The sequence below is a fragment of the Enterobacter cloacae complex sp. HYC080_NIDB genome, assembly GCF_056673325.1.
In genome coordinates this window covers 417403-440220 of record NZ_CP114212.1, presented here as the reverse complement: position 1 = coordinate 440220, position 22818 = coordinate 417403, and the positions used below count along the sequence as shown (strand labels likewise).

At 53.9% G+C, this 22818-nt stretch carries 29 protein-coding genes; 11 read left to right on the top strand and 18 right to left on the bottom strand.

Annotated features, from left to right (window positions below):
- Positions 1-7: 7 nt before the first annotated feature.
- Genes gspG through O1723_RS01975 form a run of 8 tightly spaced genes read left to right on the top strand, consistent with a single transcriptional unit; the run spans position 8 to position 5237 of the window.
- Positions 8-451: a type II secretion system major pseudopilin GspG gene (gene gspG / locus O1723_RS02010; protein ID WP_014885475.1), complete on the top strand. Its 444-nt coding sequence runs from the start codon at positions 8-10 to the stop codon at positions 449-451.
- 2 nt (positions 452-453) lie between these two features.
- A complete protein-coding gene (gene gspH / locus O1723_RS02005; RefSeq protein ID WP_023337886.1) occupies positions 454-954 on the top strand; it encodes a type II secretion system minor pseudopilin GspH in 501 nt (166 codons plus the stop codon).
- Positions 951-1319, top strand: coding sequence for a type II secretion system minor pseudopilin GspI (gene gspI, locus O1723_RS02000; protein WP_023331447.1), 369 nt, complete (start codon positions 951-953; stop codon positions 1317-1319). Before gspH ends, gspI begins: the two co-directional genes overlap by 4 nt.
- Complete coding sequence (locus tag O1723_RS01995; protein WP_023331448.1) at positions 1312-1893, top strand: PulJ/GspJ family protein; 582 nt, start codon at positions 1312-1314, stop codon at positions 1891-1893. Before gspI ends, O1723_RS01995 begins: the two co-directional genes overlap by 8 nt.
- A complete protein-coding gene (gspK, locus tag O1723_RS01990) occupies positions 1890-2849 on the top strand; it encodes a type II secretion system minor pseudopilin GspK (RefSeq protein WP_023331449.1) in 960 nt (319 codons plus the stop codon). Before O1723_RS01995 ends, gspK begins: the two co-directional genes overlap by 4 nt.
- Positions 2830-3990: a type II secretion system protein GspL gene (gene gspL, locus O1723_RS01985; protein ID WP_023338827.1), complete on the top strand. Its 1161-nt coding sequence runs from the start codon at positions 2830-2832 to the stop codon at positions 3988-3990. The genes gspK and gspL overlap by 20 nt, the downstream gene beginning before the upstream one ends.
- The gene (gene gspM / locus O1723_RS01980) at positions 3983-4456 is read left to right on the top strand and encodes a type II secretion system protein GspM (RefSeq protein ID WP_023337889.1); all 474 of its coding nucleotides are present in this window, start codon (positions 3983-3985) and stop codon (positions 4454-4456) included. Before gspL ends, gspM begins: the two co-directional genes overlap by 8 nt.
- Positions 4457-4514: 58 nt before the next feature.
- Positions 4515-5237, top strand: a complete 723-nt coding sequence (locus O1723_RS01975; protein WP_158002414.1) for a prepilin peptidase — start codon at positions 4515-4517, stop codon at positions 5235-5237.
- 34 nt (positions 5238-5271) lie between these two features.
- On the opposite strand, the gene bfr is transcribed toward O1723_RS01975, so the two are convergent.
- The 11 genes from bfr to fkpA form a co-directional block, all read right to left on the bottom strand.
- A complete protein-coding gene (gene bfr / locus O1723_RS01970) occupies positions 5272-5751 on the bottom strand; it encodes a bacterioferritin (RefSeq protein ID WP_014885483.1) in 480 nt (159 codons plus the stop codon).
- Positions 5752-5823: 72 nt separating this feature from the next.
- A complete protein-coding gene (gene bfd, locus O1723_RS01965) occupies positions 5824-6018 on the bottom strand; it encodes a bacterioferritin-associated ferredoxin (RefSeq protein WP_008503493.1) in 195 nt (64 codons plus the stop codon).
- A 179-nt stretch (positions 6019-6197) separates the two neighbouring features.
- Positions 6198-7382 (bottom strand): elongation factor Tu, encoded by a 1185-nt coding sequence (tuf, locus tag O1723_RS01960; protein ID WP_014171903.1) that lies wholly within the window; start codon positions 7380-7382, stop codon positions 6198-6200.
- A gap of 69 nt (positions 7383-7451) precedes the next feature.
- A complete protein-coding gene (gene fusA / locus O1723_RS01955) occupies positions 7452-9566 on the bottom strand; it encodes an elongation factor G (RefSeq protein ID WP_014885485.1) in 2115 nt (704 codons plus the stop codon).
- Positions 9567-9662: 96 nt separating this feature from the next.
- Positions 9663-10133 (bottom strand): 30S ribosomal protein S7, encoded by a 471-nt coding sequence (rpsG, locus tag O1723_RS01950; protein WP_003861706.1) that lies wholly within the window; start codon positions 10131-10133, stop codon positions 9663-9665.
- Positions 10134-10229: 96 nt separating this feature from the next.
- Positions 10230-10604, bottom strand: coding sequence for a 30S ribosomal protein S12 (gene rpsL, locus O1723_RS01945; protein WP_000246815.1), 375 nt, complete (start codon positions 10602-10604; stop codon positions 10230-10232).
- 124 nt (positions 10605-10728) lie between these two features.
- The gene (gene tusB / locus O1723_RS01940) at positions 10729-11016 is read right to left on the bottom strand and encodes a sulfurtransferase complex subunit TusB (RefSeq protein WP_014885486.1); all 288 of its coding nucleotides are present in this window, start codon (positions 11014-11016) and stop codon (positions 10729-10731) included.
- 7 nt (positions 11017-11023) lie between these two features.
- Positions 11024-11383, bottom strand: a complete 360-nt coding sequence (tusC, locus tag O1723_RS01935; RefSeq protein ID WP_023337891.1) for a sulfurtransferase complex subunit TusC — start codon at positions 11381-11383, stop codon at positions 11024-11026.
- Positions 11383-11769, bottom strand: a complete 387-nt coding sequence (gene tusD, locus O1723_RS01930) for a sulfurtransferase complex subunit TusD (protein ID WP_023337892.1) — start codon at positions 11767-11769, stop codon at positions 11383-11385. Before tusD ends, tusC begins: the two co-directional genes overlap by 1 nt.
- On the bottom strand, positions 11769-12491 hold the full coding sequence (locus O1723_RS01925; protein WP_014885489.1) for a helix-turn-helix transcriptional regulator: 723 nt from the start codon (positions 12489-12491) through the stop codon (positions 11769-11771). Before O1723_RS01925 ends, tusD begins: the two co-directional genes overlap by 1 nt.
- A 165-nt stretch (positions 12492-12656) precedes the next feature.
- Positions 12657-13478 (bottom strand): FKBP-type peptidyl-prolyl cis-trans isomerase, encoded by an 822-nt coding sequence (gene fkpA / locus O1723_RS01920; RefSeq protein WP_023331457.1) that lies wholly within the window; start codon positions 13476-13478, stop codon positions 12657-12659.
- Positions 13479-13715: 237 nt separating this feature from the next.
- Here fkpA and O1723_RS01915 point away from each other — a divergent pair, with 237 nt between their 5' ends.
- Positions 13716-13934, top strand: a complete 219-nt coding sequence (locus O1723_RS01915) for a protein SlyX (protein ID WP_248191085.1) — start codon at positions 13716-13718, stop codon at positions 13932-13934.
- Between the two features lie 50 nt (positions 13935-13984).
- Here O1723_RS01915 and slyD read toward each other — a convergent pair whose 3' ends face one another.
- The 4 genes from slyD to kefG form a co-directional block, all read right to left on the bottom strand.
- The gene (gene slyD, locus O1723_RS01910) at positions 13985-14569 is read right to left on the bottom strand and encodes a peptidylprolyl isomerase (protein WP_023337893.1); all 585 of its coding nucleotides are present in this window, start codon (positions 14567-14569) and stop codon (positions 13985-13987) included.
- Positions 14570-14663: 94 nt separating this feature from the next.
- A complete protein-coding gene (locus O1723_RS01905; RefSeq protein WP_003861689.1) occupies positions 14664-14864 on the bottom strand; it encodes a YheV family putative zinc ribbon protein in 201 nt (66 codons plus the stop codon).
- A gap of 13 nt (positions 14865-14877) precedes the next feature.
- Positions 14878-16683: a glutathione-regulated potassium-efflux system protein KefB gene (gene kefB, locus O1723_RS01900; protein WP_014885492.1), complete on the bottom strand. Its 1806-nt coding sequence runs from the start codon at positions 16681-16683 to the stop codon at positions 14878-14880.
- On the bottom strand, positions 16683-17234 hold the full coding sequence (gene kefG / locus O1723_RS01895; protein ID WP_014885493.1) for a glutathione-regulated potassium-efflux system ancillary protein KefG: 552 nt from the start codon (positions 17232-17234) through the stop codon (positions 16683-16685). The genes kefB and kefG overlap by 1 nt, the downstream gene beginning before the upstream one ends.
- A gap of 138 nt (positions 17235-17372) precedes the next feature.
- Here kefG and O1723_RS01890 point away from each other — a divergent pair, with 138 nt between their 5' ends.
- Together O1723_RS01890 and O1723_RS01885 are read left to right on the top strand one after the other, a co-directional pair.
- On the top strand, positions 17373-19277 hold the full coding sequence (locus tag O1723_RS01890) for an ABC transporter ATP-binding protein (protein WP_248191083.1): 1905 nt from the start codon (positions 17373-17375) through the stop codon (positions 19275-19277).
- A 15-nt stretch (positions 19278-19292) separates the two neighbouring features.
- Positions 19293-20225, top strand: a complete 933-nt coding sequence (locus O1723_RS01885; protein ID WP_023337895.1) for a LysR family transcriptional regulator — start codon at positions 19293-19295, stop codon at positions 20223-20225.
- Between the two features lie 85 nt (positions 20226-20310).
- Here the strand turns inward: O1723_RS01885 and mdcH are convergent, their stop codons facing one another.
- From mdcH to O1723_RS01870, 3 genes are read right to left on the bottom strand one after another with little or no spacing between them, the layout of a single operon-like run.
- On the bottom strand, positions 20311-21207 hold the full coding sequence (mdcH, locus tag O1723_RS01880; protein WP_023337896.1) for a malonate decarboxylase subunit epsilon: 897 nt from the start codon (positions 21205-21207) through the stop codon (positions 20311-20313).
- Positions 21207-21824 (bottom strand): malonate decarboxylase holo-ACP synthase, encoded by a 618-nt coding sequence (locus tag O1723_RS01875; RefSeq protein WP_023337897.1) that lies wholly within the window; start codon positions 21822-21824, stop codon positions 21207-21209. The genes mdcH and O1723_RS01875 overlap by 1 nt, the downstream gene beginning before the upstream one ends.
- A 2-nt stretch (positions 21825-21826) precedes the next feature.
- A complete protein-coding gene (locus O1723_RS01870) occupies positions 21827-22786 on the bottom strand; it encodes an AEC family transporter (protein ID WP_023331468.1) in 960 nt (319 codons plus the stop codon).
- Positions 22787-22818 lie beyond the last annotated feature (32 nt).

The following is a 22818-nucleotide window of genomic DNA, read 5'->3' as shown; positions in this document are numbered from 1 at the left end:
AAAAATCATGGAAGCGCAGAAGAAGGAAAGGCAGCGTGGTTTCACGCTTATGGAATTGATGGTCGTCATCGTGATTATGGGGGTTCTGGCCAGCCTGGTGGTGCCTAACTTAATGGGCAATAAGGATCGGGCAGACCGGCAAAAAGCCGCCAGCGATATTATTGCTCTCGAAAATGCGCTGGATATGTACAAGCTGGATAATCATCGTTATCCCACAACAGAACAGGGCCTGGAGGCGCTTATTACCGCCCCAGCGCAAGCTCCCCGGGCTGAAAACTACAACCCGGACGGTTATATCCGCCGTCTGCCCGCCGATCCGTGGGGGAATGACTACATCCTGATTAGCCCGGGTGAGCATGGCGCGATCGATATCATGTCCACAGGTCCTGATGCTGAAACCGGCACCGAGGATGATATCCACAACTGGGATAACGATAAAAAGTCACGCTAAAAATGGCCCATCAGAAAGGATTCACACTGCTGGAAGTGATGCTGGTTATGGTCATCATCGCCCTGGCGGCAGCCGGCGTTGTCGCTATGCAAAGTGACAGGCTGAGTGCTACCGGAAAGCTACTGCGGCAGATCGATGTCCTCAGACAGACAGTAAAATACATGTCAGACGTGGCGCTACTGGAAAAACATACTGTCGGCCTTCAGCTCACTACTGACGGCTGGCTTTTCTATGCACCGAAAAAGGATCGCACCGGTGAATGGCAGTGGCAGGAAATAGCAAACAATGACAATTTGCCGTTACGCGGCGATTGGGACGCACCGGCCAGGCCTGACGTGACACCCTCGTCGGAGGAGGCCAAACCGCAAATCGTCATCCTGCCCGATGGACAAGTCACTCCCTTTTCAGTGGTTTTCAACGCTGAAGATGGCGAAAAAATCGCCATCCTGCAATCACACGGCGCACTGCCGCTTGAGGTCATTCGCTTTAAGGAACCGCAATGAAACAACAAAGCGGAATGCTGCTGCTTGAAGTCTTGCTGGCAATGGCTATTTTTGCGACCGCCATTATTGCACTCCTCAACAGTATGCAATGGCAGCTTTCAGCGCTGGAAACGTTAAAACAGGAAACGCTAGCGCTTTGGGTTGCAGACAACGTACTCGTGACCTCGACTTACGGACAACTCGCCGCCAAAGAGGGAGCCTCTTCTCAATTAAATGAGACCTTCTCCTGGCAACTGGTTGAAGGGAAAAAAAGTTCGTCTCCTTTGCTTCAGAAAGAGGCCAGGGTGATAACGTCTGATGGCCGAACCCTCAGCCTGTATGCCTGGTCTTCAGATAGTAAGAAAACGGAGGCGAAGCATGAGTAAAGTCCCCAACGGCTTTACGCTTCTGGAAGTGATGCTGGCGATCGTCATTTTCTCAACGCTCAGCTTTCTGGCCTCTCAGGTGTTCTCCCAGGCAACCGAACAGTACCAGCGAGCCAAGAAGACTGGCGATGATTTTGAGGCCATCCAGCACACCGTGCTCATGCTTGAAAATGATTTAATGCAGTATGTTCCGCGGAAAAACCGGCAAACACCGCTCCCCTTCTTGAGTGAAAAAGAGAGCGTAATTTTCACAACACAAACCCGGGATCCCGCAATGCCTTTTGGGGCAACTTTCGTTTTGACGACCGTCCACTGGTATGTCGAAAACGACACATTATTCCGTGCAGTACGCTACTCATCCGACAGTGAAAAGGACGTGGCACCACAGCCCCTGCTGGATCATGTCTCCCATTTTTCTGCAACAATGACGCCGGCGGATGAAAAGAGCGTGTCAACGACAGCCACGATAACGCTGGAGCGTGACGGTAAAGCGGAAATAACCCGACGCGTTGTCCTGCCCGGCTGGTTTCCAGAAAAAAAAGCCGCCAGCCAACCTGCAGGAGCGACGCAATGAATGCGCAAAAAGGTTCTGCATTGCTGATTGTTTTAATGATTCTGGCGCTGATGGCTGCGCTGGCAGCAGAGATGACGATAAGTTTTCAGGTTCAGCTCCAGCGCACCCGGCGCATCAATGATAGCCTGCAGGGGAAATACGCTCTGCTCTATGCTGAAGCACAATCTATGGCGCGTTTTCAGGAGAAGCCTCGAGACGTACTCACCCACTCGGAGAGTCCTGGCGACGACACCGACGTCAGCTGGCAGATAAACGATCTGCACCATTGCTACAACCTGAACGCACTGAAGAATACGCCGGAAGAACCACTGGCGACGCCACCGTATGAAATCAGCGTGTTTTACGCCCTACTGGAGAAGCTCGCCGTTGAAAAATACCGGGCAGAAGAGATCGCACAATCCATCGCAGACTACATCGATGATAACGACTCAACGCGCGTTAAAGGTGCAGAAGACGAATACTATCAACATAGTCAGCCAGGCTACCTGACCGCCGGTCAGGTGCTCTTTTTACCCACAGAAGTGCGCAAAATTAAAGGGATGACTGACGCGCTTTATCAAAAACTCGCCCCTTTTATCTGCACCCGATTCAGCAGTGACCTCGCCATTAATATCAATACCCTTACTGAGCAGCAAGCGCCGCTTCTGGCAGCCCTCTTCCTCAACAATATCAGCTTGTCAGATGCAAAAATGCTCCTGAAAAAACGTCCTGTAAATGGCTGGGAAAAGGTAGAGGATTTTCTTTACCAGGCCCAACAGGATTTCAGCGCAGCAAAACCGCTGGTGGATTCGCTTAAAAAACAGATTACAACCAGCAGCAGTTATTTTTTGACCACATCCACGGTTCATGAGGGTGACCTTACCTTTGGTATGCGCACATTTTTCATTTATGACGAAAAAACTAAAACACTCAAACTCTATTTACGCCAGCTTACGGATGGCAGTAGCGAACAATAAAGCAGTTAACGTCCCTGCGACGAAACTGCTTTTCCGCCTTTCTGGATCGACGCCGAATGCCCTTGAATGGGTGGAATATGATGGATGTGGCTACAGCCAGGTTCAGAGTCTGACAACAGAACAGTTGCCGGAGATTGCCGCACGCCCGGCATCAGGATGCACTCATCTCGTTATTCCGGCCCAAAAGGCAACGAGCAGAATAATCGTCATCCCAGACGAAAATTACGAACTGACCGATCAAAAACTTCAGTGGCTTGCGGATGAAACACTGGACGAAGGCATGCCCTCGCTGCACTGGACGCTACTCTCTCGGGAGGGAACGCGAGTTTCCGTCATTGGCGTTGACGCCGACTGGCTTATGTCCCAACTTCGTCTCTTTGCCGGGGCTGGTTTTAACGTCACGCATGCGACGATTGACGCCCTTCGCTTGCCAGCCTGTGAAAGCGGCTGGACGGTATTATCAGACAGCTGTGGATGGTTGCTCAGAACGCATGAGAACAGTGTTGCCCATTTGACAGAACCCTGGCTGGCACAGCTGCTAGCGCATTATCCCCCGCAAGAGGTTGTCAGCTACGGTCCACTGCCAGCTGGCCTTTCCGCGAAGGAAACGCATCCCGCATGTCATAGTTTGACACTCCATCCACAGGAACCACCCGCTAACCTTTTGCACGGGAAAATGCGCCCGCCTGCCCCGCGCTCTTTCTGGTCCACCAATATCAAACGGGTGGCGCTTTGCAGTCTTCTCCTGTTAGCCGGGAGTGCGTGTCTGGCTCAGGTTGTCGTGTATTTGCAACTTCGGGAGTATGAAAAACAGCTGAGCCACACACTGACGCAGCAATGGCAACGTTATATTCCAGAAAACAGGCATACCCGTAATCTGCGTACCTATTTACCCAGGCAGCTACAGCAACGATCGCCTGCCCCCTATTTGCTCTTACAACAGCTTCAGGCTCATCTGTCCGCTTTCCCGGAACTGGCGCTGGAAGGGTTGAGTTATAACCCGGCACGTAATGATTTACGTCTTTTTATTTCTACCCGCGATGACCAACAGATCCAGGCGTTTTTAAATCAAAAACTGGCTGGCTACTCACTCAAAGTCGATAAACATGAACAGGGATTATGGACGATTCGAAATGATTAAACGCGCTCAGGAATGGTTTCACCAAAAAGATCCGCGTGAACAGCGGCTGCTACTCGCACTGCTTGTCTGCGGTGTCAGCATTCTTTTCTGGTTTGGGCTCTACCAGCCCCTGAAGCAGGCTACGGACACCATGCAATCCCGCTATGCTAAGGTGCAACGCGATCTGCAGTGGTTGCAGAAACAGGTTTCGGCTGCAGCTCTTCTTCCGGAAAAGAGACCATCAGGCTCCCTGGAGAATCAGGTTAAAAGCAGTTTGCACATGCTGGGCACTGCCGCAAAACTCCAGCGCACCGATAGCGGAGAACTGACTGTATCGGCCGATGCTCTCAGGATGGACGCTTTTATGAACTGGCTGGCAGTGCTACAGGGAGACTACGGTCTGCGGATTGCGGAACTTGAATTCCACGCCAGTGAACAGGGTACGGACGCTATAATCCTGACGCGCCTGACGCTCGGAGTGAAATAAAATGGATAGCTCACTGGTTACTCTGTTTCTCATCATTGGCCTGCTGTCAGGAACCGCAATGGGTATACTCACCTGGCGTTTGCCTGCCGAGATTTTACGACCGTCTTCGACAGGCGAGGCGGGTTCAACGTCAGAGTTTACGTTCTCTGGCTCCCGGTGCTGCCAGTGTCAAACCCCACTGTTCTGGTACGACACGGTTCCCCTGCTCGGCTGGATGCTTCTCAAAGGGAAATGTCGCCACTGCGGCCAGCCTGTTTCAACACGCTATCCCTTGCTGGAAGGGCTTTGTGCGATGATGGCCGTCATTTGCTATGCCCTCCATCCAGCATCAATGATAATGTCACTGGCGCTTTTTCTGTTCTTTTGGTTTGTACTCGCACTCAGCGTGATCGATCTGCAGCATTACCTTTTACCCGACAAGCTCACGCTACCGTTACTGTGGGTTGGCCTGTTTTTTAATGCCTTTTTTGGCCCTGTTTCCTCCCAGGACGCCATTGTGGGTGCCGCTGCCGGCTATTTAATTCTGTGGCTGCTCTACTGGCTGGTCCGCTTAATCTGTCACAAAGAAGGGATCGGTTACGGGGATTTCAAGATGCTTGCGGCAGTGGGCGCCTGGTGCGGCTGGCGAGAGGTACCCGTGATCCTTTACGTAGCGTCAATCGCAGGGATCTTTTACGGGCTTCTGCTGTGGGTAAAAAAAGGGCATTTCGGTGACCCGATACCTTTCGGTCCGGCGCTGGCACTGAGCGGCTGGGGCTGTTTCTGCTGGGCAACGCTGTGAGGAAGCAGGAAGGAGGGTTTCCTTCCTGTATCAACTACTCTTTTTCTTCGCGGATTTGCGCCTGCAGATAGTTTTGAATACCCAGCTTATCGATCAAATCCAACTCGGTTTCCAGCCAGTCTATATGGCCTTCTTCATCGGCAAGGATCTCAATCATCATGTCACGGCTGACATAATCAAAAACGCTGTCGGCATAGGCAATGGCTTCACGGAGATCTTTGGCACCTTCAAGTTCCAGCCTGAGGTCGGAACGTAGCATCTCCTCAACATCTTCACCGATGCCCAGCTTGCCGAGATCCTGCAGGTTTGGAATACCTTCAAGGAATAAAATGCGCTCGATATATTTATCGGCGTGTTTCATCTCATCTATAGATTCATGGTACTCAACGTCGTTCAGACGTTTAAGTCCCCAGTTTTTGAACATTCTCGCATGAAGAAAGTACTGGTTGATTGCGACAAGCTCATTTCCCAATAATTTATTGAGATAACTTATGATTTTAACATCACCTTTCATTATATAGTCCCTCCGCTTCCACTCATTGAAGCGTAGATCGGGCTACGGGGATGTCAAAAAAAAGATGGGCGCTTACGCGATCTCTTTGTATTCCGGGATCTGCATCAACTCGTCCTGCATGATTTCACGTGCAGCACGTACACATTTACCGCATTGATTTCCAACCGGAACAAATTTGCGAAGCTGCTGAAATGACTGTGGCTGAAACTGGCGAACGGCCTGACGTATTTTTTTGTCGCTTACACCATTACATAAACAAACGTACATAGAGACTCCCGTTCAAATTATGCGCAAAGTGTAAGTGAGAATGGTTATGATTACAATAGCACAAACGCCAGAATACGGGGCGGGTGCAGGCAAAAAATGCGAAAGTTTGTGACAACACCTGAGCAGCATAAAACAAAAAAGGACGCCGAAGCGTCCTTTTTTAATTCGGGGATAATTAATTAGCCCAGAACTTTAGCAACAACGCCCGCGCCAACGGTACGGCCGCCTTCACGGATTGCGAAACGCAGACCGTCGTCCATCGCGATTGGGTGGATCAGAGTCACAACCATCTTGATGTTGTCGCCTGGCATTACCATCTCAACGCCTTCTGGCAGTTCGATGGTACCGGTCACGTCAGTTGTACGGAAGTAGAACTGTGGACGGTAGCCTTTGAAGAACGGAGTATGACGGCCGCCTTCGTCTTTGGACAGGATGTACACTTCAGATTCGAACTTGGTGTGTGGCTTGATTGAGCCTGGCTTCGCCAGAACCTGACCACGTTCGATTTCTTCACGTTTGATACCACGCAGCAGAACACCAACGTTCTCACCAGCACGGCCTTCGTCCAGCAGTTTGCGGAACATTTCAACGCCAGTACAGGTAGACTTCGCAGTCTCTTTGATACCAACGATTTCAACTTCTTCACCAACTTTGATGATACCGCGCTCTACACGACCGGTAACAACGGTACCACGACCGGAGATGGAGAATACGTCTTCGATTGGCAGCAGGAATGGCTTGTCAATCGCACGCTCTGGTTCTGGGATGTAAGAATCCAGGAAGCCAGCCAGTTCGATGATTTTCTCTTCCCACTCTGCTTCGCCTTCCAGCGCTTTCAGCGCGGAACCACGAACGATTGGGGTGTCGTCGCCTGGGAAATCGTACTGAGACAGCAGTTCACGAACTTCCATCTCTACCAGTTCCAGCAGCTCTTCGTCATCAACCATGTCGCACTTGTTCAGGAACACGATGATGTAAGGAACGCCTACCTGACGACCCAGCAGGATGTGCTCACGAGTCTGAGGCATTGGGCCGTCAGTCGCAGCAACAACCAGGATCGCGCCGTCCATCTGCGCAGCACCGGTGATCATGTTTTTAACATAGTCGGCGTGGCCTGGGCAGTCTACGTGTGCGTAGTGGCGAGTCGGGGTGTCATATTCAACGTGAGAAGTGTTGATGGTGATACCACGCGCTTTTTCTTCTGGTGCGTTATCGATCTGGTCGAATGCACGAGCAGCACCGCCGTAGGTTTTAGCCAGAACGGTAGTGATTGCAGCAGTCAGGGTAGTTTTACCATGGTCAACGTGGCCGATAGTACCAACGTTAACGTGCGGTTTTGTACGTTCAAATTTTTCTTTAGACACGGCTATATTCCTTACTATAGTGCTCTCCCCTTCGGAGAGAGCACGGGACTTAGGTTTTAATCCTGTGGATTACTTACCACGGGCTTCAATAACGGCCTGAGCAACGTTGTTAGGCGCATCATCATACTTCAGGAATTCCATGGTGTATGATGCACGACCTTTGGTCAGAGAACGCAGCTGAGTTGCATATCCGAACATTTCAGACAGCGGAACTTCAGCGTGGATCTTAACGCCAGTTACTTCAGATTCCTGACCACGCAGCATACCGCGACGACGGCTCAAGTCACCGATAACGTCACCGGTGTTCTCTTCAGGAGTTTCTACTTCAACCTTCATGATTGGCTCAAGCAGAACTGGTTTTGCTTTCTTAAAGCCTTCTTTAAAGGCAATAGACGCAGCCAGTTTAAACGCCAGTTCAGAGGAGTCAACGTCGTGGTAAGAACCGAAGTGCAGACGGATACCCATGTCAACAACTGGGTAGCCAGCCAGAGGGCCCGCTTTCAGCTGTTCCTGGATGCCTTTATCAACGGCTGGGATGTATTCGCCAGGAATTACACCACCTTTGATGTCGTTGATGAACTCGTAACCTTTCGGGTTAGAGCCCGGCTCCAGTGGGTACATGTCGATCACAACGTGACCGTACTGACCGCGACCACCAGACTGCTTAGCGTGTTTACCTTCAACATCGGTAACTTTCGCGCGAATCGCTTCGCGGTAAGCAACCTGAGGTTTACCCACGTTCGCTTCAACGTTGAATTCACGCTTCATACGGTCAACGATGATGTCCAGGTGCAGTTCACCCATACCTGCGATGATGGTCTGGTTAGATTCTTCATCAGTCCATACGCGGAATGATGGGTCTTCTTTCGCCAGACGGCCCAGAGCCAGACCCATTTTTTCCTGGTCAGCTTTGGTTTTTGGTTCAACCGCGATGGAGATTACCGGCTCTGGGAATTCCATACGCTCCAGAATGATCGGGTGATCCGGGTCACACAGGGTGTCACCAGTGGTCACGTCTTTCAGACCGATAGCTGCAGCGATGTCGCCCGCACGAACTTCTTTGATCTCTTCACGTTTGTTAGCGTGCATCTGTACGATACGGCCAAAACGCTCACGCGCCGCTTTCACGGAGTTCAGGATGGTGTCACCGGAGTTAACCACACCAGAGTAAACGCGGAAGAAGGTCAGGTTACCCACGAATGGGTCGGTAGCAATTTTGAACGCCAGTGCAGAGAACGGCTCGTCGTCGCTTGCGTGACGCTCAGCCGGAGTATCTTTACCGTCGTCCAGGATGCCGTTGATCGCAGGAACGTCAACCGGAGATGGCAGGTAGTCAACTACCGCATCCAGCATCGCCTGAACACCTTTGTTCTTGAACGCAGAACCACAGGTTACCAGGATGATTTCGTTGTTCAGAACACGCTGACGCAGAGCTTTTTTGATCTCTTCTTCAGTCAGTTCTTCACCACCCAGGTATTTCTCCATCAGCTCTTCAGAAGCTTCAGCAGCGGATTCGATCAGGTTCTGGTGCCATTCGTCAGCCAGGTCCTGCATCTCAGCCGGGATGTCTTCGTATTCGAAGGTCACGCCCTGGTCTGCGTCGTTCCAGTTGATGGCTTTCATTTTCACCAGGTCGATAACGCCGGTGAAGCCTTCTTCAGCACCAATTGCCAGCTGCAGCGGAACAGGGTTCGCGCCCAGACGGGTTTTGATCTGACCAACAACTTTCAGGAAGTTAGCACCCATACGGTCCATTTTGTTAACGAACGCGATGCGTGGAACTTTATATTTGTTCGCCTGACGCCATACGGTTTCAGACTGTGGCTGAACACCACCAACTGCGCAATAAACCATTACCGCGCCGTCGAGCACACGCATGGAACGTTCTACTTCGATGGTGAAGTCAACGTGCCCTGGGGTGTCGATGATGTTTACGCGATGCGGTTCGTACTGCTTAGCCATACCTGACCAGAATGCAGTAGTCGCTGCGGAGGTGATAGTGATACCACGCTCCTGCTCCTGTTCCATCCAGTCCATGGTGGCTGCGCCGTCATGAACTTCACCGATTTTATGGTTTACACCGGTGTAGAACAGAATACGTTCGGTAGTAGTGGTCTTACCGGCGTCGATGTGCGCACTGATACCGATGTTACGGTAGCGTGCGATGGGTGTTGTACGAGCCATTTGATTCCTCGTTTGTTTCTTTAGGCGTTCAGTTAAGTTACCCAGAGCGGGCGGCTTCTCTGAAGCGCCCGCCTGGTGACTAATACTCCGAAGGGATTACCAACGGTAGTGTGCGAACGCCTTGTTGGCTTCTGCCATACGGTGAACGTCTTCACGTTTCTTAACTGCAGTACCTTTGTTTTCTGCAGCATCAGAAAGTTCGTTCGCCAGACGCAGAGCCATGGATTTATCACCGCGTTTACGAGCAGCTTCAACGATCCAACGCATTGCCAGAGCATTACGACGAACCGGACGAACTTCAACTGGAACCTGATAAGTAGAACCACCAACGCGGCGGGACTTAACTTCTACAGTTGGGCGAACGTTGTCGAGAGCGACTTCGAAAGCTTCCAGTTCATTTTTACCAGAACGCTGAGCCAGGGTCTCAAGCGCGCTGTATACGATGGCTTCTGCAGTAGATTTTTTACCATCTACCATCAGGATATTTACAAATTTTGCCAGCAGTTCTGATCCGAACTTCGGATCTGGAAGAATTTTACGCTGACCAATGACGCGACGACGTGGCATGGGAATACTCCGTTGTTAATTCAGGATTGTCCAAAACTCTACGAGTTTAGTTTGACATTAAGATAAATCAGTTTGGCCTTACTTAACGGAGAACCATTAAGCCTTAGGACGCTTCACGCCGTACTTGGAGCGAGCCTGCTTACGGTCTTTAACACCTGAGCAGTCCAGCGCACCACGAACGGTGTGGTAACGAACACCCGGAAGGTCTTTAACACGACCGCCACGGATCAGGATCACGGAGTGCTCCTGCAGGTTGTGACCTTCACCACCGATGTAGGAAGTCACTTCGAAACCGTTAGTCAAACGCACACGGCATACTTTACGCAGTGCGGAGTTTGGTTTTTTAGGAGTGGTGGTATATACACGAGTACATACACCACGTTTCTGCGGGCAGGCTTCCAGCGCAGGCACGTTGCTCTTTGCAACTTTGCGTGCGCGTGGTTTGCGTACCAGCTGGTTAACTGTTGCCATTAAATAGCTCCTGGTTTTAGCTTTTGCTTCGTAAACACGTAATAAAACGACCTCATACAATATGAGGACGCGAAATTTTAGGGCTACGTCGAAAAGGTGTCAAGAAATATACAGCGATCTCGGATCACCAGTTCATTTGACTGGCGTGCGTCACAGTAAGATTGACGAAATCAGTATAGCCAACCACGTCAATTTTGGCTGAAATTTGACCAGAAAGACCTCGCGCGTCCAGATCGTCCTTCAGCGCAGAGACTGTTATGGGGGCATTCGTGAGAATTTCAACGAAACGGCTGCCTTCAAGCGCCGCGAGCACGCCGTCCTGAATGAGCAGCAAATCATCACCTTCGCGCAGCATGCTCAACAGTGTGTCGATATCACATTGCCACGGTGAGTGGCTCAGAATATGGAGCATGGTGGCCTCAGAACGTCAAAACGGTGTCGTAGTGGGAAAGGTGTTCACGCAGATCAGAGGAAGGTAAGAGCGTCACATCCAGCACAAAAGACGACTTATCACTCAAACCGCGCGCCGTTAAGGAGTCGGCACAGACATAGCAGGTTTCGATATCGTACAGCGGCAGCACTTTGAAGGTTGCGATGTAATCGCGCGCCAGGATGGCCTGCGGCTGTTGGCCCACGAGCAGTTGAAACACCCCGTCCCCCAGAAAAAAGACGCCGATATCTTCTGTTAACGCCGATGTCGCAAGTAACGCATCCAGCCCTTCGCGGCCCGAGGCGCTACCGTGCGGCGCAGAAGTAAAAACAAATGCCACGCGGTTCATCAGAATTGCACCACTCTGTCGCAGGTTAACGCCGCCTGAGCCAGCGCGCCCAGACCACTCAACGAAAAGCCAGGCTGAAGGTTAGCGCCCGATAACCCCAGGCGATCGGCTTCGGTTGCATCCGTCACGCCGCGACGCAGTGCCGCCGCCACGCAGATGTTCAGCTCAACGCCCTGCTTTTCATTTAACGCCTGCCACGCGCGGACCAGATCAAACTCATCGCTCGCCGGTGACGTAAACTGGTTCGCGTTATACACCCCTTCCCGATAGAAAAAGACGCTCGCCAGTTCATGTCCGGCCGCCAGTAGCGCATGCGCAAACTGCAGCGCGCTGCTGGCCTGCTGAGTGCCGTACGCCGGGCCTGTCACCATTAACGCAAAACGCATTACTTATCTTGCCCTACGAAGTCGCCGCTTTTGAACTGGCGGATGTAGAGGTAGACCGTATGCTTGGAGATATTCAGACGATCGGCCACCTGGTTAATGGCGTCTTTGATATCAAAAATCCCTTTCTCGTAGAGATTGAGTACGATCTGACGATTCTTGGCATTGTTCGAGACGTTGCGATCGGCATTCACCTCTTCAATCGTAAACTCAAGCGTTTGAGTCACCAGATCTTCTACGGAGGAGGCAAAGTTAACGGAGGAGCCAACGTCTGGCGTTTCAGGCGGAATAAAGGTGCTCATGATTTGCGAGAAAGGCACATCAAGGTTCATGTTGATGCACAGCAGCCCAATCACACGATGTTCGCGGTTTCGAATCGCGATAGTTTCTGATTTCATCAGCACGCCGCTTTTGGCGCGGGTGAAATAACATTTGGAGACGCTGCTGTCCGCGCCGGTCATGTCATGCAACATACGCAATGCAAGGTCGGTGATTGGCGAACCAATTTTACGGCCGGTATGCTCACCATTAGCAATGCGGATGGCGGAACACTTCAGATCTTGCAGGGAGTGCAATACGATTTCGCAGTGGGAACCAATGAGCATCGCTAACCCGTCCACCACCGCCTCATAGGATTTAAGAATATCGAAGTCGGTCTGGTCAAAAGGACGTTGATCCAGCAAATCAAGTTCACTGGTTTCGTTGGTTAAAAGCGACCTGGACATGAAAAAAACACTCCTTTTCAGGAGCCTGTCGTTAGGTTTTCAGGGCAGGCTCATTATCTACACGGACAACTAAATTAATACAGCGTACCAGACGCTTTCCAGTGTTAATTATATCTGCCCCGCAATAAAAAAACCGCCGCCTTAAAGGCGGCGGTTTTTATTACATTACTTCTTAGCGTCTGTCGCAGCTTTCTGATCTGCCTGCGCTTCCGGTTTCGCATCCGCTTTCGGTGCTGGTTTAATGTCCAGCAGCTCTACGTCGAAGACCAGCGTGGAGTTAGCCGGGATACCCGGAACGCCCGTTTTGCCGTAGGCCAGATCCGGTGGAATAACCAGCTTGATCTTGCCGCCTTTCTTGATGTTTTTCAGGCCTTCAGTCCAGCCAGGGATCACACCGTCCAGACGGAAGGAGAGCGGCTCACCGCGGGTGTAAGAGTTATCGAACTCTTTACCGTCGATCAGCGTACCTTTGTAGTTTACGACAACAGTATCGCTGTCTTTCGGCGCATCACCGGTGCCTTCTTTCTCAACTTTGTACACCAGGCCAGTAGAGGAGGTCTTCACACCCTTCTCTTTAGCAAAGGTATCGCGGTAGGCTTTGCCTTTCGCTTCGTTGTCTTTCGCGTCCGCTTCCATCTTGGTCTGAGCGGCACCCTTCACGCGTGCTTCGAACGCCTGCAGCGTCTGCTCAATTTCCTGGTCAGACAGCTTGCTCTTATCCGCAAATGCGTCCTGTACGCCTGCGATCAGCTGGGCTTTATCCAGTTTGATGCCCAGTTTCTCTTGTTCTTTCAGAGAGTTTTCCATGTAACGACCCAGAGATGCGCCCAGTGCGTAGGCGGATTTCTGGTCGTCATTTTTGAACGCCGCTTTGCTGTCTGCAGTGGCAGCAGGCTTCGCAGCAGTATCAGCAGCGAATGACAGCGGCGCATTCAGCGCAACAGCCATCGTCGTCGCCAGCAGCGTTACTTTAAACAGTGATTTCATCCATATCTCCAGGGCCTGGGGACTCTCACCCCAGCGTTAAACGTAAATGAGTGACGTACTATAAAACGTTGCAGAAGAAATCTACAGACAGACACTCCCAATTCTCACCACTTTTCAGACTATTTTTGTTTAAATAAGTTTCTTGCCAGCGGGATAGAGACTGCACTTAAGGATAAACTCAGTTAAACTGCGCCGCCGCTGGACCATCAGGTAAATCAGACATAAACGAGGTGAATGATGAAGGATACAACGATAGAATCGAGAATGGCTGAGCTGGAAAGCCGCCTGGCTTTTCAGGACATCACCATCGAAGAGCTAAACCAGACCGTCACAGCACATGAACTCGAAATGGCGAAGCTGCGGGATCACATGCGTCTGCTGACGGAAAAGCTAAAGGCAACGCAGCCGTCAAACATTGCCTCTCAGTCTGAAGAGACACCACCACCTCATTATTGAGGCGTAAAAAAAGCGGGGTCACCCGCTTTTTTATTTTCCGCTTAGCGGAATTAGTGGCAACCGCAGCCGCCGTTACCGCAACCACCTTTGCCATGGTCATGACCATGGTCGTGATCGTGGCCGTGACCACCGCAGCAGCCGTCGTGGCCGTGGTCATGGTCGTGACCGTGCGCACCGTGAACGTGGCCATGAGCCAGCTCTTCTTCGGTCGCTTCACGGATCGCAACAACTTCTACGTTGAACTTCAGGTTCTGGCCAGCCAGCATGTGGTTGCCGTCAACCACAACGTGGTCGTCTTCAACTTCCGTGATTTCAACAGGCACTGGACCCTGGTCAGTTTCAGCCAGGAAGCGCATGCCAACCTGCAGTTCGTCAACGCCCATGAACACGTCTTTAGGAACGCGCTGAACCAGGTTGTCGTCATACTGACCGTAAGCGTCGTTCGCGCCGACAGCAACGTCGAATTTGTCGCCAACTTCATGACCTTCCAGCGCAGTTTCCAGGCCGGAAATCAGGGAACCGTGGCCATGCAGGTAGTCCAGCGGCGCACTCACCGGAGACTCATCAACCAACACACCGTCTTCTGTACGTACCTGATAGGCCAGGCTGACCACCAGGTCTTTTGCTACTTTCATGATATCTCCTGAGCGTGGGAAAATTGCTGGCGCAGATTGTAGCGGAAATCTGCACCCGTGTACCCTTTAGCTTAAAAAAACTCAGGGCATATCGCTAGTCCGGATGAAAAATGCCGATCACTTGCTCTTCTTTGCGAACATGATCGCGGGCCTCTTTATCGGCCTCACGCATCTGGTGACCACACTTAACACACTCAACGATATCAATATTATTTTCTCGCCACATCGCCAGAGTATCTTGCGCCTGGCAGGACGGGCATTTTGCACCTGCGATAAAGCGTTTACGGACAGCCATCTTTCGTTACCCTTTATTCAAATTCATCCCAGCCATCAAGCTGGCGTCGTTCCTGTTGCATCTCTCGCTGGAAGATCTCCTCCAGCTCGCGACGCGCTTCCCGCACGCGGGAGATCTGCGCCGTGTCGGTATGTACCGGCATCAGTTCGCGCAGCATTCGCATATCCAGCCGACGGAAGTGCATCTGGGCACGTTGCGCCTGATGAGGATGCATACCCAGCGAGATCAACGCCTTACGGCCTAACTCCAGCGCACTGGAGAACGTCTCACGGGAGAAGTGTTTCACACCCGCCTGCAACAATTCGTGAGCTTCAACACGTCCCCGGGCACGCGCCAGTATATGCAGGTGCGGGAAGTGCTGTTGACACAGCTCCACCAGTTTCATCGTGTCTTCCGGATCGTTACAGGTGATCACGATGGACTCGGCGGCCTCAGCGCCCGCCGAGCGCAGCAGCTCAAGCTGGGTCGCGTCGCCGTAATACACCTTGTAGCCATATTTACGCATCAGGTTAACCGCACTGATATCGCGTTCCAGCACCGTAATGCGCATCTTATTCGCCATCAACAGGCGACCAATCACCTGCCCGAAGCGGCCAAAGCCCACCACTATCACCTGGGGTTTATCGTCTTCTACCCATGGCGCTTCATCTTCATCGTCCGTCGGGTTTAAGCGGCGCGACAGCAGTTTATCCACCAGCTTCATCAGCAGCGGCGTGGTCATCATCGACAGCGTCACCGTCACCAGCAGCAGCGCCATCTGATCGTCCTTAAACAGCTTCTGAGAGGACGCGGCGGAAAACAGCACAAACGCGAACTCTCCCCCCTGGCTTAACACGCTGGCAAACTGCATACGTTCCGAACTGCGCAACCCGTAAATACGCGCCATGACGTACAGCACCAGCATTTTCACCGCCACCAGGATGGCGACGCTGACCACAACCCAGAGCAGATGGGTATAAAGCACACCGAGATTGAGCGCCATCCCCACCGAAATAAAGAACAACCCTAACAGGAGCCCTTTGAAGGGATCGATGGCAATTTCCAGTTCGTGACGATACTCGCTCTCCGCCAGCAGCACCCCGGCGATAAAAGTACCCAGCGCCATTGATAGCCCCAGCGCGTCCATAAACAGCGCCGAGCCAAGCACCAGCAACAGCGTCGCAGCTGTAAACACTTCACGCACGCCCGATGCGGCAATAAAGCGGAACACCGGACGCAACAAGAAGCGTCCGCCAATCAGCATGCCCGCAAAGGCCAGCACCTTCATGGAAATCTTTGCCCAGTCGAAGCTATCGTCGCCAGAACCCGCCAGCAGCGGCACCAGCGCCAGCGCCGGGATCACCGCTAAATCCTGAAACAGCAGCACCGAAAAGCCCAGTTGCCCGGCTTCATTGCGGTTCATCCCTTTGTCGCGCATCAGCTGCAACGCCATCGCCGTCGACGACATGGCGAGACCAATCCCGCCAATCACCGCGGCCTGCCAGGAAAAGTGGGTCAGCATTAGCAGGCCAGCCAGAATCGCGGCGCTGAACAACACTTGCGCGGCACCCACGCCAAAGATAGAGCGTCGGAGCTGCCACAATTTAGAGGGATTCAGTTCCAGACCGATGATGAACATCAGGAACACCACGCCGAGCTCGGAGAAATGGAGAATTTCATCCACATCGCTGATGAATCCCAGTCCCCAGGGACCAATGGCGATCCCCGCGAGCAAATATCCCAGTACCGCACCGATGCCGAGACGGGCGGCAAGCGGAACCGCGACGACGGCCGCAAATAAAAACAGTACCCCGGCGAGGAGCAAATTCGATCCTTCCATTAACGACCTCCTGCCGGAATCGGCGATGCCAGCCACTCGCCATAAGCTCTGGCGTGGCTGGCCAGTTCTTTCGGATCCTGACGCCGTGCCCAGTAGACAATGATCGGGCTCATCCAGTGCATACGGCACATCGCCGCCGTCAGCTCGAATGGCCGCAGGATATCGCTCATCGGATAACGGTTCAGCCCGTCGTGACGGTAAGCACTTTCGGGTTCACCGGTGGTGATCACGCTACGCCAGTACTTTCCCGCCAGCTGGTTTCCCCCCACCCCACTGGAGAAGCCGCGGCTCAGCACGCGGTCCAGCCACTCTTTCAGCAGTGCCGGACAGCTATAGGTATAAAGCGGGTGCTGGAACACAATCACGTCATGCTGACGCAGCAGTTCCTGCTCGTACGGAATATCAATAAAGAAATCAGGATAGTGCGCGTAGAGATCGTGCACCGTAACGTTACTGAGCTGTGTGGCCGGCTTAAGCAGCACCCGGTTCGCCACCGAGTCCTGAGATTCCGGATGGGCATACAGCAGCAGCACTTTCGCTGTCTGAGACATCATTCCCCTCCCGGTCGTGTTTCTGTTTTTGTGTATCGTTGTTGTTTTGGGCTACCATGGCGGCCCGGTGCGGAAAATGGCCCACACCTTACATTATCATAATGACAAATTAACATAGTCGGAACATACGGCGCTTCTATGATTGTTTTCTCCTCGTTACAAATTCGTCGCGGCATGCGCGTTCTGCTCGATAACGCCACTGCTACCATCAACCCGGGCCAAAAAGTGGGTCTGGTCGGCAAAAACGGCTGTGGCAAATCCACGCTGCTGGCGCTGCTGAAAAACGAGATTAGCGCGGATGGCGGAAGCTTTACTTATCCGGGAAACTGGCAGCTCGCCTGGGTGAACCAGGAGACGCCTGCCCTGAGCGAACCGGCCCTCGACTATGTTATCGACGGCGACCGTGAATACCGCAAACTCGAAGCGGAACTCCACGCCGCCAACGAGCGCAACGACGGTCACGCCATCGCCACCGTTCATGGCAAGCTGGACGCCATCGACGCGTGGACCATTCGCTCCCGCGCCTCCAGCCTGCTGCACGGCCTGGGCTTCAGCAATGAACAGCTGGAACGCCCGGTCAGCGACTTCTCCGGCGGCTGGCGTATGCGCCTCAACCTGGCGCAGGCGTTGATCTGCCGTTCTGATCTTTTGCTACTCGATGAACCGACTAACCACCTCGATCTCGATGCGGTTATTTGGCTGGAGAAGTGGCTTAAGAGCTATCAGGGCACTCTGATTCTGATCTCCCACGACCGCGACTTCCTCGATCCGGTGGTGGATAAAATCATTCATATCGAACAGCAAACGATGTTCGAATATACCGGCAACTACAGCTCTTTCGAGCGCCAGCGCGCGACGCGCCTGGCCCAGCAGCAGGCGATGTACGAAAGCCAGCAGCAGCGCGTGGCGCACCTGCAAAGCTTTGTGGATCGCTTTAAGGCCAAAGCCTCTAAAGCCAAGCAGGCCCAGAGCCGCATCAAGATGCTGGAACGCATGGAGATGATTGCCCCGGCGCACGTCGATAACCCGTTCCACTTCAATTTCCGCGAACCGGAAAGCCTGCCGAATCCACTGCTGAAAATGGAAAAAGTGAGCGCGGGCTATGGCGATCGCATTATTCTCGACTCCATCAAGCTCAACCTGGTGCCGGGTTCACGTATCGGTCTGCTGGGGCGTAACGGCGCCGGTAAATCAACGCTAATCAAACTCCTGGCGGGCGAACTTAACCCGGTCAGCGGCGAAATCGGCCTGGCGAAAGGCATTAAGCTTGGCTATTTCGCTCAGCATCAGCTGGAATTTTTACGCGCGGATGAATCGCCTATCCAGCACCTTGCGCGTCTTGCACCGCAGGAAATGGAGCAGAAGCTGCGCGATTACCTCGGCGGCTTCGGCTTCCAGGGCGATAAAGTCACCGAAGACACAGAGCGTTTCTCCGGCGGTGAAAAAGCCCGCCTGGTACTGGCGCTGATCGTCTGGCAGCGCCCGAACCTGCTGCTGCTCGATGAACCGACCAACCACCTGGATCTCGACATGCGTCAGGCGCTGACCGAAGCGCTGATTGAGTTCGAAGGCGCGCTGGTGGTGGTCTCGCACGATCGTCACCTGATCCGCTCCACCACAGACGATCTCTACCTGGTGCATGATGGCAAAGTTGAACCGTTCGACGGCGATCTGGAAGACTACCAGCAGTGGCTGACGGACGTGCAGAAGCAGGAAAACCAGCCGGACGAGTCGGCGAAAGACAACGCCAACAGCGCGCAGGCGCGTAAAGACCAGAAGCGTCGCGAAGCGGAGCTGCGCACTCAGACTCAGCCGCTGCGTAAAGAGATTGCCCGTCTGGAAAAAGAGATGGAGAAGCTCAACGCCACGCTTGCCACCGTTGAAGAGAAGCTAGGCGACAGCGACCTGTACGATCAAAGCCGTAAAGCGGAGCTGACGGATTGCCTGCAAACGCAGGCAAAGACCAAATCGAGCCTCGAAGCGTGCGAAATGGCGTGGCTGGACGCGCAGGAACAGCTGGAAGCGATGCTGCAGGCCGACTAACACACCGGGAGGGTTATGCGTTTCGATACCACGAGCGAGATTACATTCCGCAAACTCAGCATCTTCATGACCTTCATGGAGAAAGGGAATATCGCCCGTACCGCCGAAACGCTCGGGCTAAGCGGTGTCAGCGTGCACCGCGCGCTGCACACGCTGGAAGAGAACGTGCGCTGCCCGCTTTTTACCCACAAGGGGCGCAATCTGATTGCGCTGCCTTCCGCCTGGACGCTGCTGGAATATTGCCAGGAAGTCATGCAGGTGATGGAGCGCGGGCTGGAAGAGTCGCGCAAAATCGCCGGTATCGGCCAGGGTCGGTTGCGCGTCGGTACGCTCTACTCGCTCACCCTGGAAACCGTACCGCGCCTGATTATGGGCATGAAATTACGCCGTCCGGATCTGGAGATGGATCTGACGATGGGCTCTAACGACACGTTGCTACACATGCTGGACGAAGGGTCGCTGGACGCCATATTGATCTCCATCTCCGAAAGCGATATCGACCGTAACAGCCTCGAAGTACTGCCCCTGTTTCACGACGACATTTTCCTTGCCGCGCCCGCGTCCGCCACGCTGAACGCCCATGGGCCAGCGGATCTTCGTGATTACGAACACCAGAAATTTGTCGCGCTGGCAGAAGGGTTCGCCACCTACGCCGGGTTCCAGGAAGCGTTCCACATCGCCGGATTCGAGCCGGAAATCGTCACGCGCGTGAATGACATTTTCTCTATGTTGAGCCTGGTGCAGGCGGGCGTCGGTTTTACGCTGATGCCGGGGAGGATGAAGAAAGTGTATGAGAACTCGGTGCAGCTATTGAAGCTGGCGGAACCGTACCAGATGCAGCAGCTGATTGCGATTGTCTTTGCCCGCAACCGCGAGCAGGATCCGAGCCTGCGCGCACTGGCCGCCGAAGGGCGGATGTATGCGCGCAGCCTTCAGGAAGGTGCCTGATGTTATTGCCCGGTGGCGCTACGCTTACCGAGCCTACTCCCGGATTGTAGGCCCGGTAAGGCGCAGCCGCCACCGGGCGAAAAACCTACGCTCGAAGCCGCCCCGCCAGATGCACCGCCACATCCACCCCGCTGCGTTCCAGCGAAATGGATTCCCCTTCCCACGCCGCCTGTCGCGTTAAGCAGGTCAGCACGCCGCCGGGCGGCATCTCGATTGCCAGCCGCGCATCGCGTTCATTCGCGGATATCACCGCCTCCTGCCAGCGCACGGTACGCGCCATGTTCATCGCCAGATCGTCGGTAATTTTTTCCGGCTGCCAGAGCACGCGTCCGGTACTGCCGCTCAGATACGCGCAGCGTGGGCGTGAAAGCGTGACCGATTCAAACGCTGCCGCCAGCTTCTGCGCCGGGTCCGCCAGCAGTGCGCAGTGCGACGGCACGCTGACCGCCAGCCGTTTGGCCTTGCTCGCCCCTTTCGCCAGCGCCCGCTCGGCTACCTGCGCCATCCCTTCATCGGAGCCGGCAATCACGATCTGCGTTTCGGCGTTCAGGTTCGCGATATACGTGCCCGTGCCTTCGATAAGCTGTTCCACCTGCGACAGGGTCAACCCCATAATCGCCGTCAGGCCATAGCCGTGCGGATACGCCTGCTCCATCAGATCGCCGCGCAATGCAACCAGCTTAAGGGCGTCGGTAAATTCCAGTGCGCCAGCCATCACTGCTGCCGGGTACGCGCCAATCGACAAACCGCTCACAATGTCCGGCGTCACACCGCGCCGTTCAAGCTCGCGTGCCCAGGCCACGCCTGAAATCAACAGACAAAGTTGAACCGCGCGGGTGTGGCGTAACGAGGCTGCACTGTCCAGCGTATCGACTTCGCTTCCCAGCACCTTACGCGCCTGAGCCAGCGCCGTTCCCGGCAGGTTATGCAGCATACCTTCATGCTGCGTGCCCTGCCCCGGAAAGGTAAACAGTATTTTCATTACTCCTCCCTGCGCCACGGGTCCGTTACCAGACGCGGTCCGCGGCGGGTTTTCAGCAGCGTTTTGCCGTCGCGCAGCCACTCCGCCAGCGCGAATCCCCCTTCGGGTGTATCGACCTGCGTATCCGCCCGGCACAATGCATGGCCGAGCTGCGACTGCCATGCGGTAAACGCATCAGGGGAAATCGGCTGAGGGGCGCGGATCAACAGGTCGAGATCGCTGTCGGCGTGGATAACCGGAATACCGGTCGCCAGCGCATAGCCAGTGCTGCCGGTAATGCCCCACGACCATGGCCACAGCTGCTGAGAAAGTTGTAGCGCCACCTGTACCGGTGGCTGCGTCACAAAGGGCGAGCGTAGCAGATCCGCCGTTACGCTCAGTGATTCGGGTGACACCACACGCGTTACGTGTTCTGGTTTCACCCATCCGGCCGCCCGCTGGTCGCGGCGCAGGCCGCGCACGCCAACGGGAATACGGCCAGCGTTATCAACATCACGCCGCACTACGACCGGCAAACCGGTATGCCAGGCCGCCTCCACCCAGTCGTCGGTGATGCCTTCCAGCGCGTCTCGCGCGGTAAGCCAGATGAGGTCGTGGGGGCGTAATGTTATGGTCATGATTACATTCCTGAGGTCAGCGAGATAAACAGCGGCAGCGACAGGATACACAGTACGGAGCTTAACAGCAGTACTGCTTCCGCATCCGGAGACTGCACGCCAAAGCGGTTACCGAACACCACACCGAAGAAGCCCGCAGAAAGCGCAATCATCAGGATAGCGGTGATCGCCACGGAACCGTGCAGACCAAAGAGTAAAACGATACCCCAGGCAATCGCAGGCTGAATCAGTAGCTTGGCGATAGTTGACGTGATCACCATGGTGTTGATCTGCAGCTTACGGGCAGAGAGGATCACCCCGGTCAGGAACAGCGCTGCAGCGGTCGCGGACAGCCCCAGCGGTTTAATCGCCGCCAGCACCAGTTCCGGCATTTTGATACCGATGGCGGACAAAATGACACCCAGCAGCGGGCCCATCACGATCGGTTTTTTAATCGAACGCCACATCAGCACCGGCAGCATGGAGAGCGTTGAGCCAGAGTTATTCCCTTCGGTGCGCGCTTTTTCACGTTCCAGAATGAGCAGGCAGAACGGGGTCATCAGCACCGAACCGCAGGCGATGGAGACCGCAACAGACAGTGATGTCGATGAACCTTCACCCAGCACGCTGCCCAGAATAGGCAGGCCGAGCGCCGCATAGTTTGGCAGGGCGACGGTCAGCGTCAGCACGGCGGCATCCTGCGGCGATTTTTTAAAGACGCCGGTGGCGAGGAAGTAGATGGCCGCATAGGTTATCCACATCGCCAGGGTCAGTACCAGAATCAGCGGCGACTGGGCCACAATGCCGGTCCACGGCGTTTGCACGGTGGCGCTGAACAGCGCGGCAGGCAGTGCAAAATCCATCACGAAAATATTAAGCAGGGAAACGTTTTTGTTATCGACCATCTTTGCCTTACCGGCCCAGAATCCCAGCAGCATGATGACGAAAATCGGTGCAAGAGCATGAACAATTACGTAAGTCATAATTCACCTGTAGTAAAAAAGTTTAAGCACTG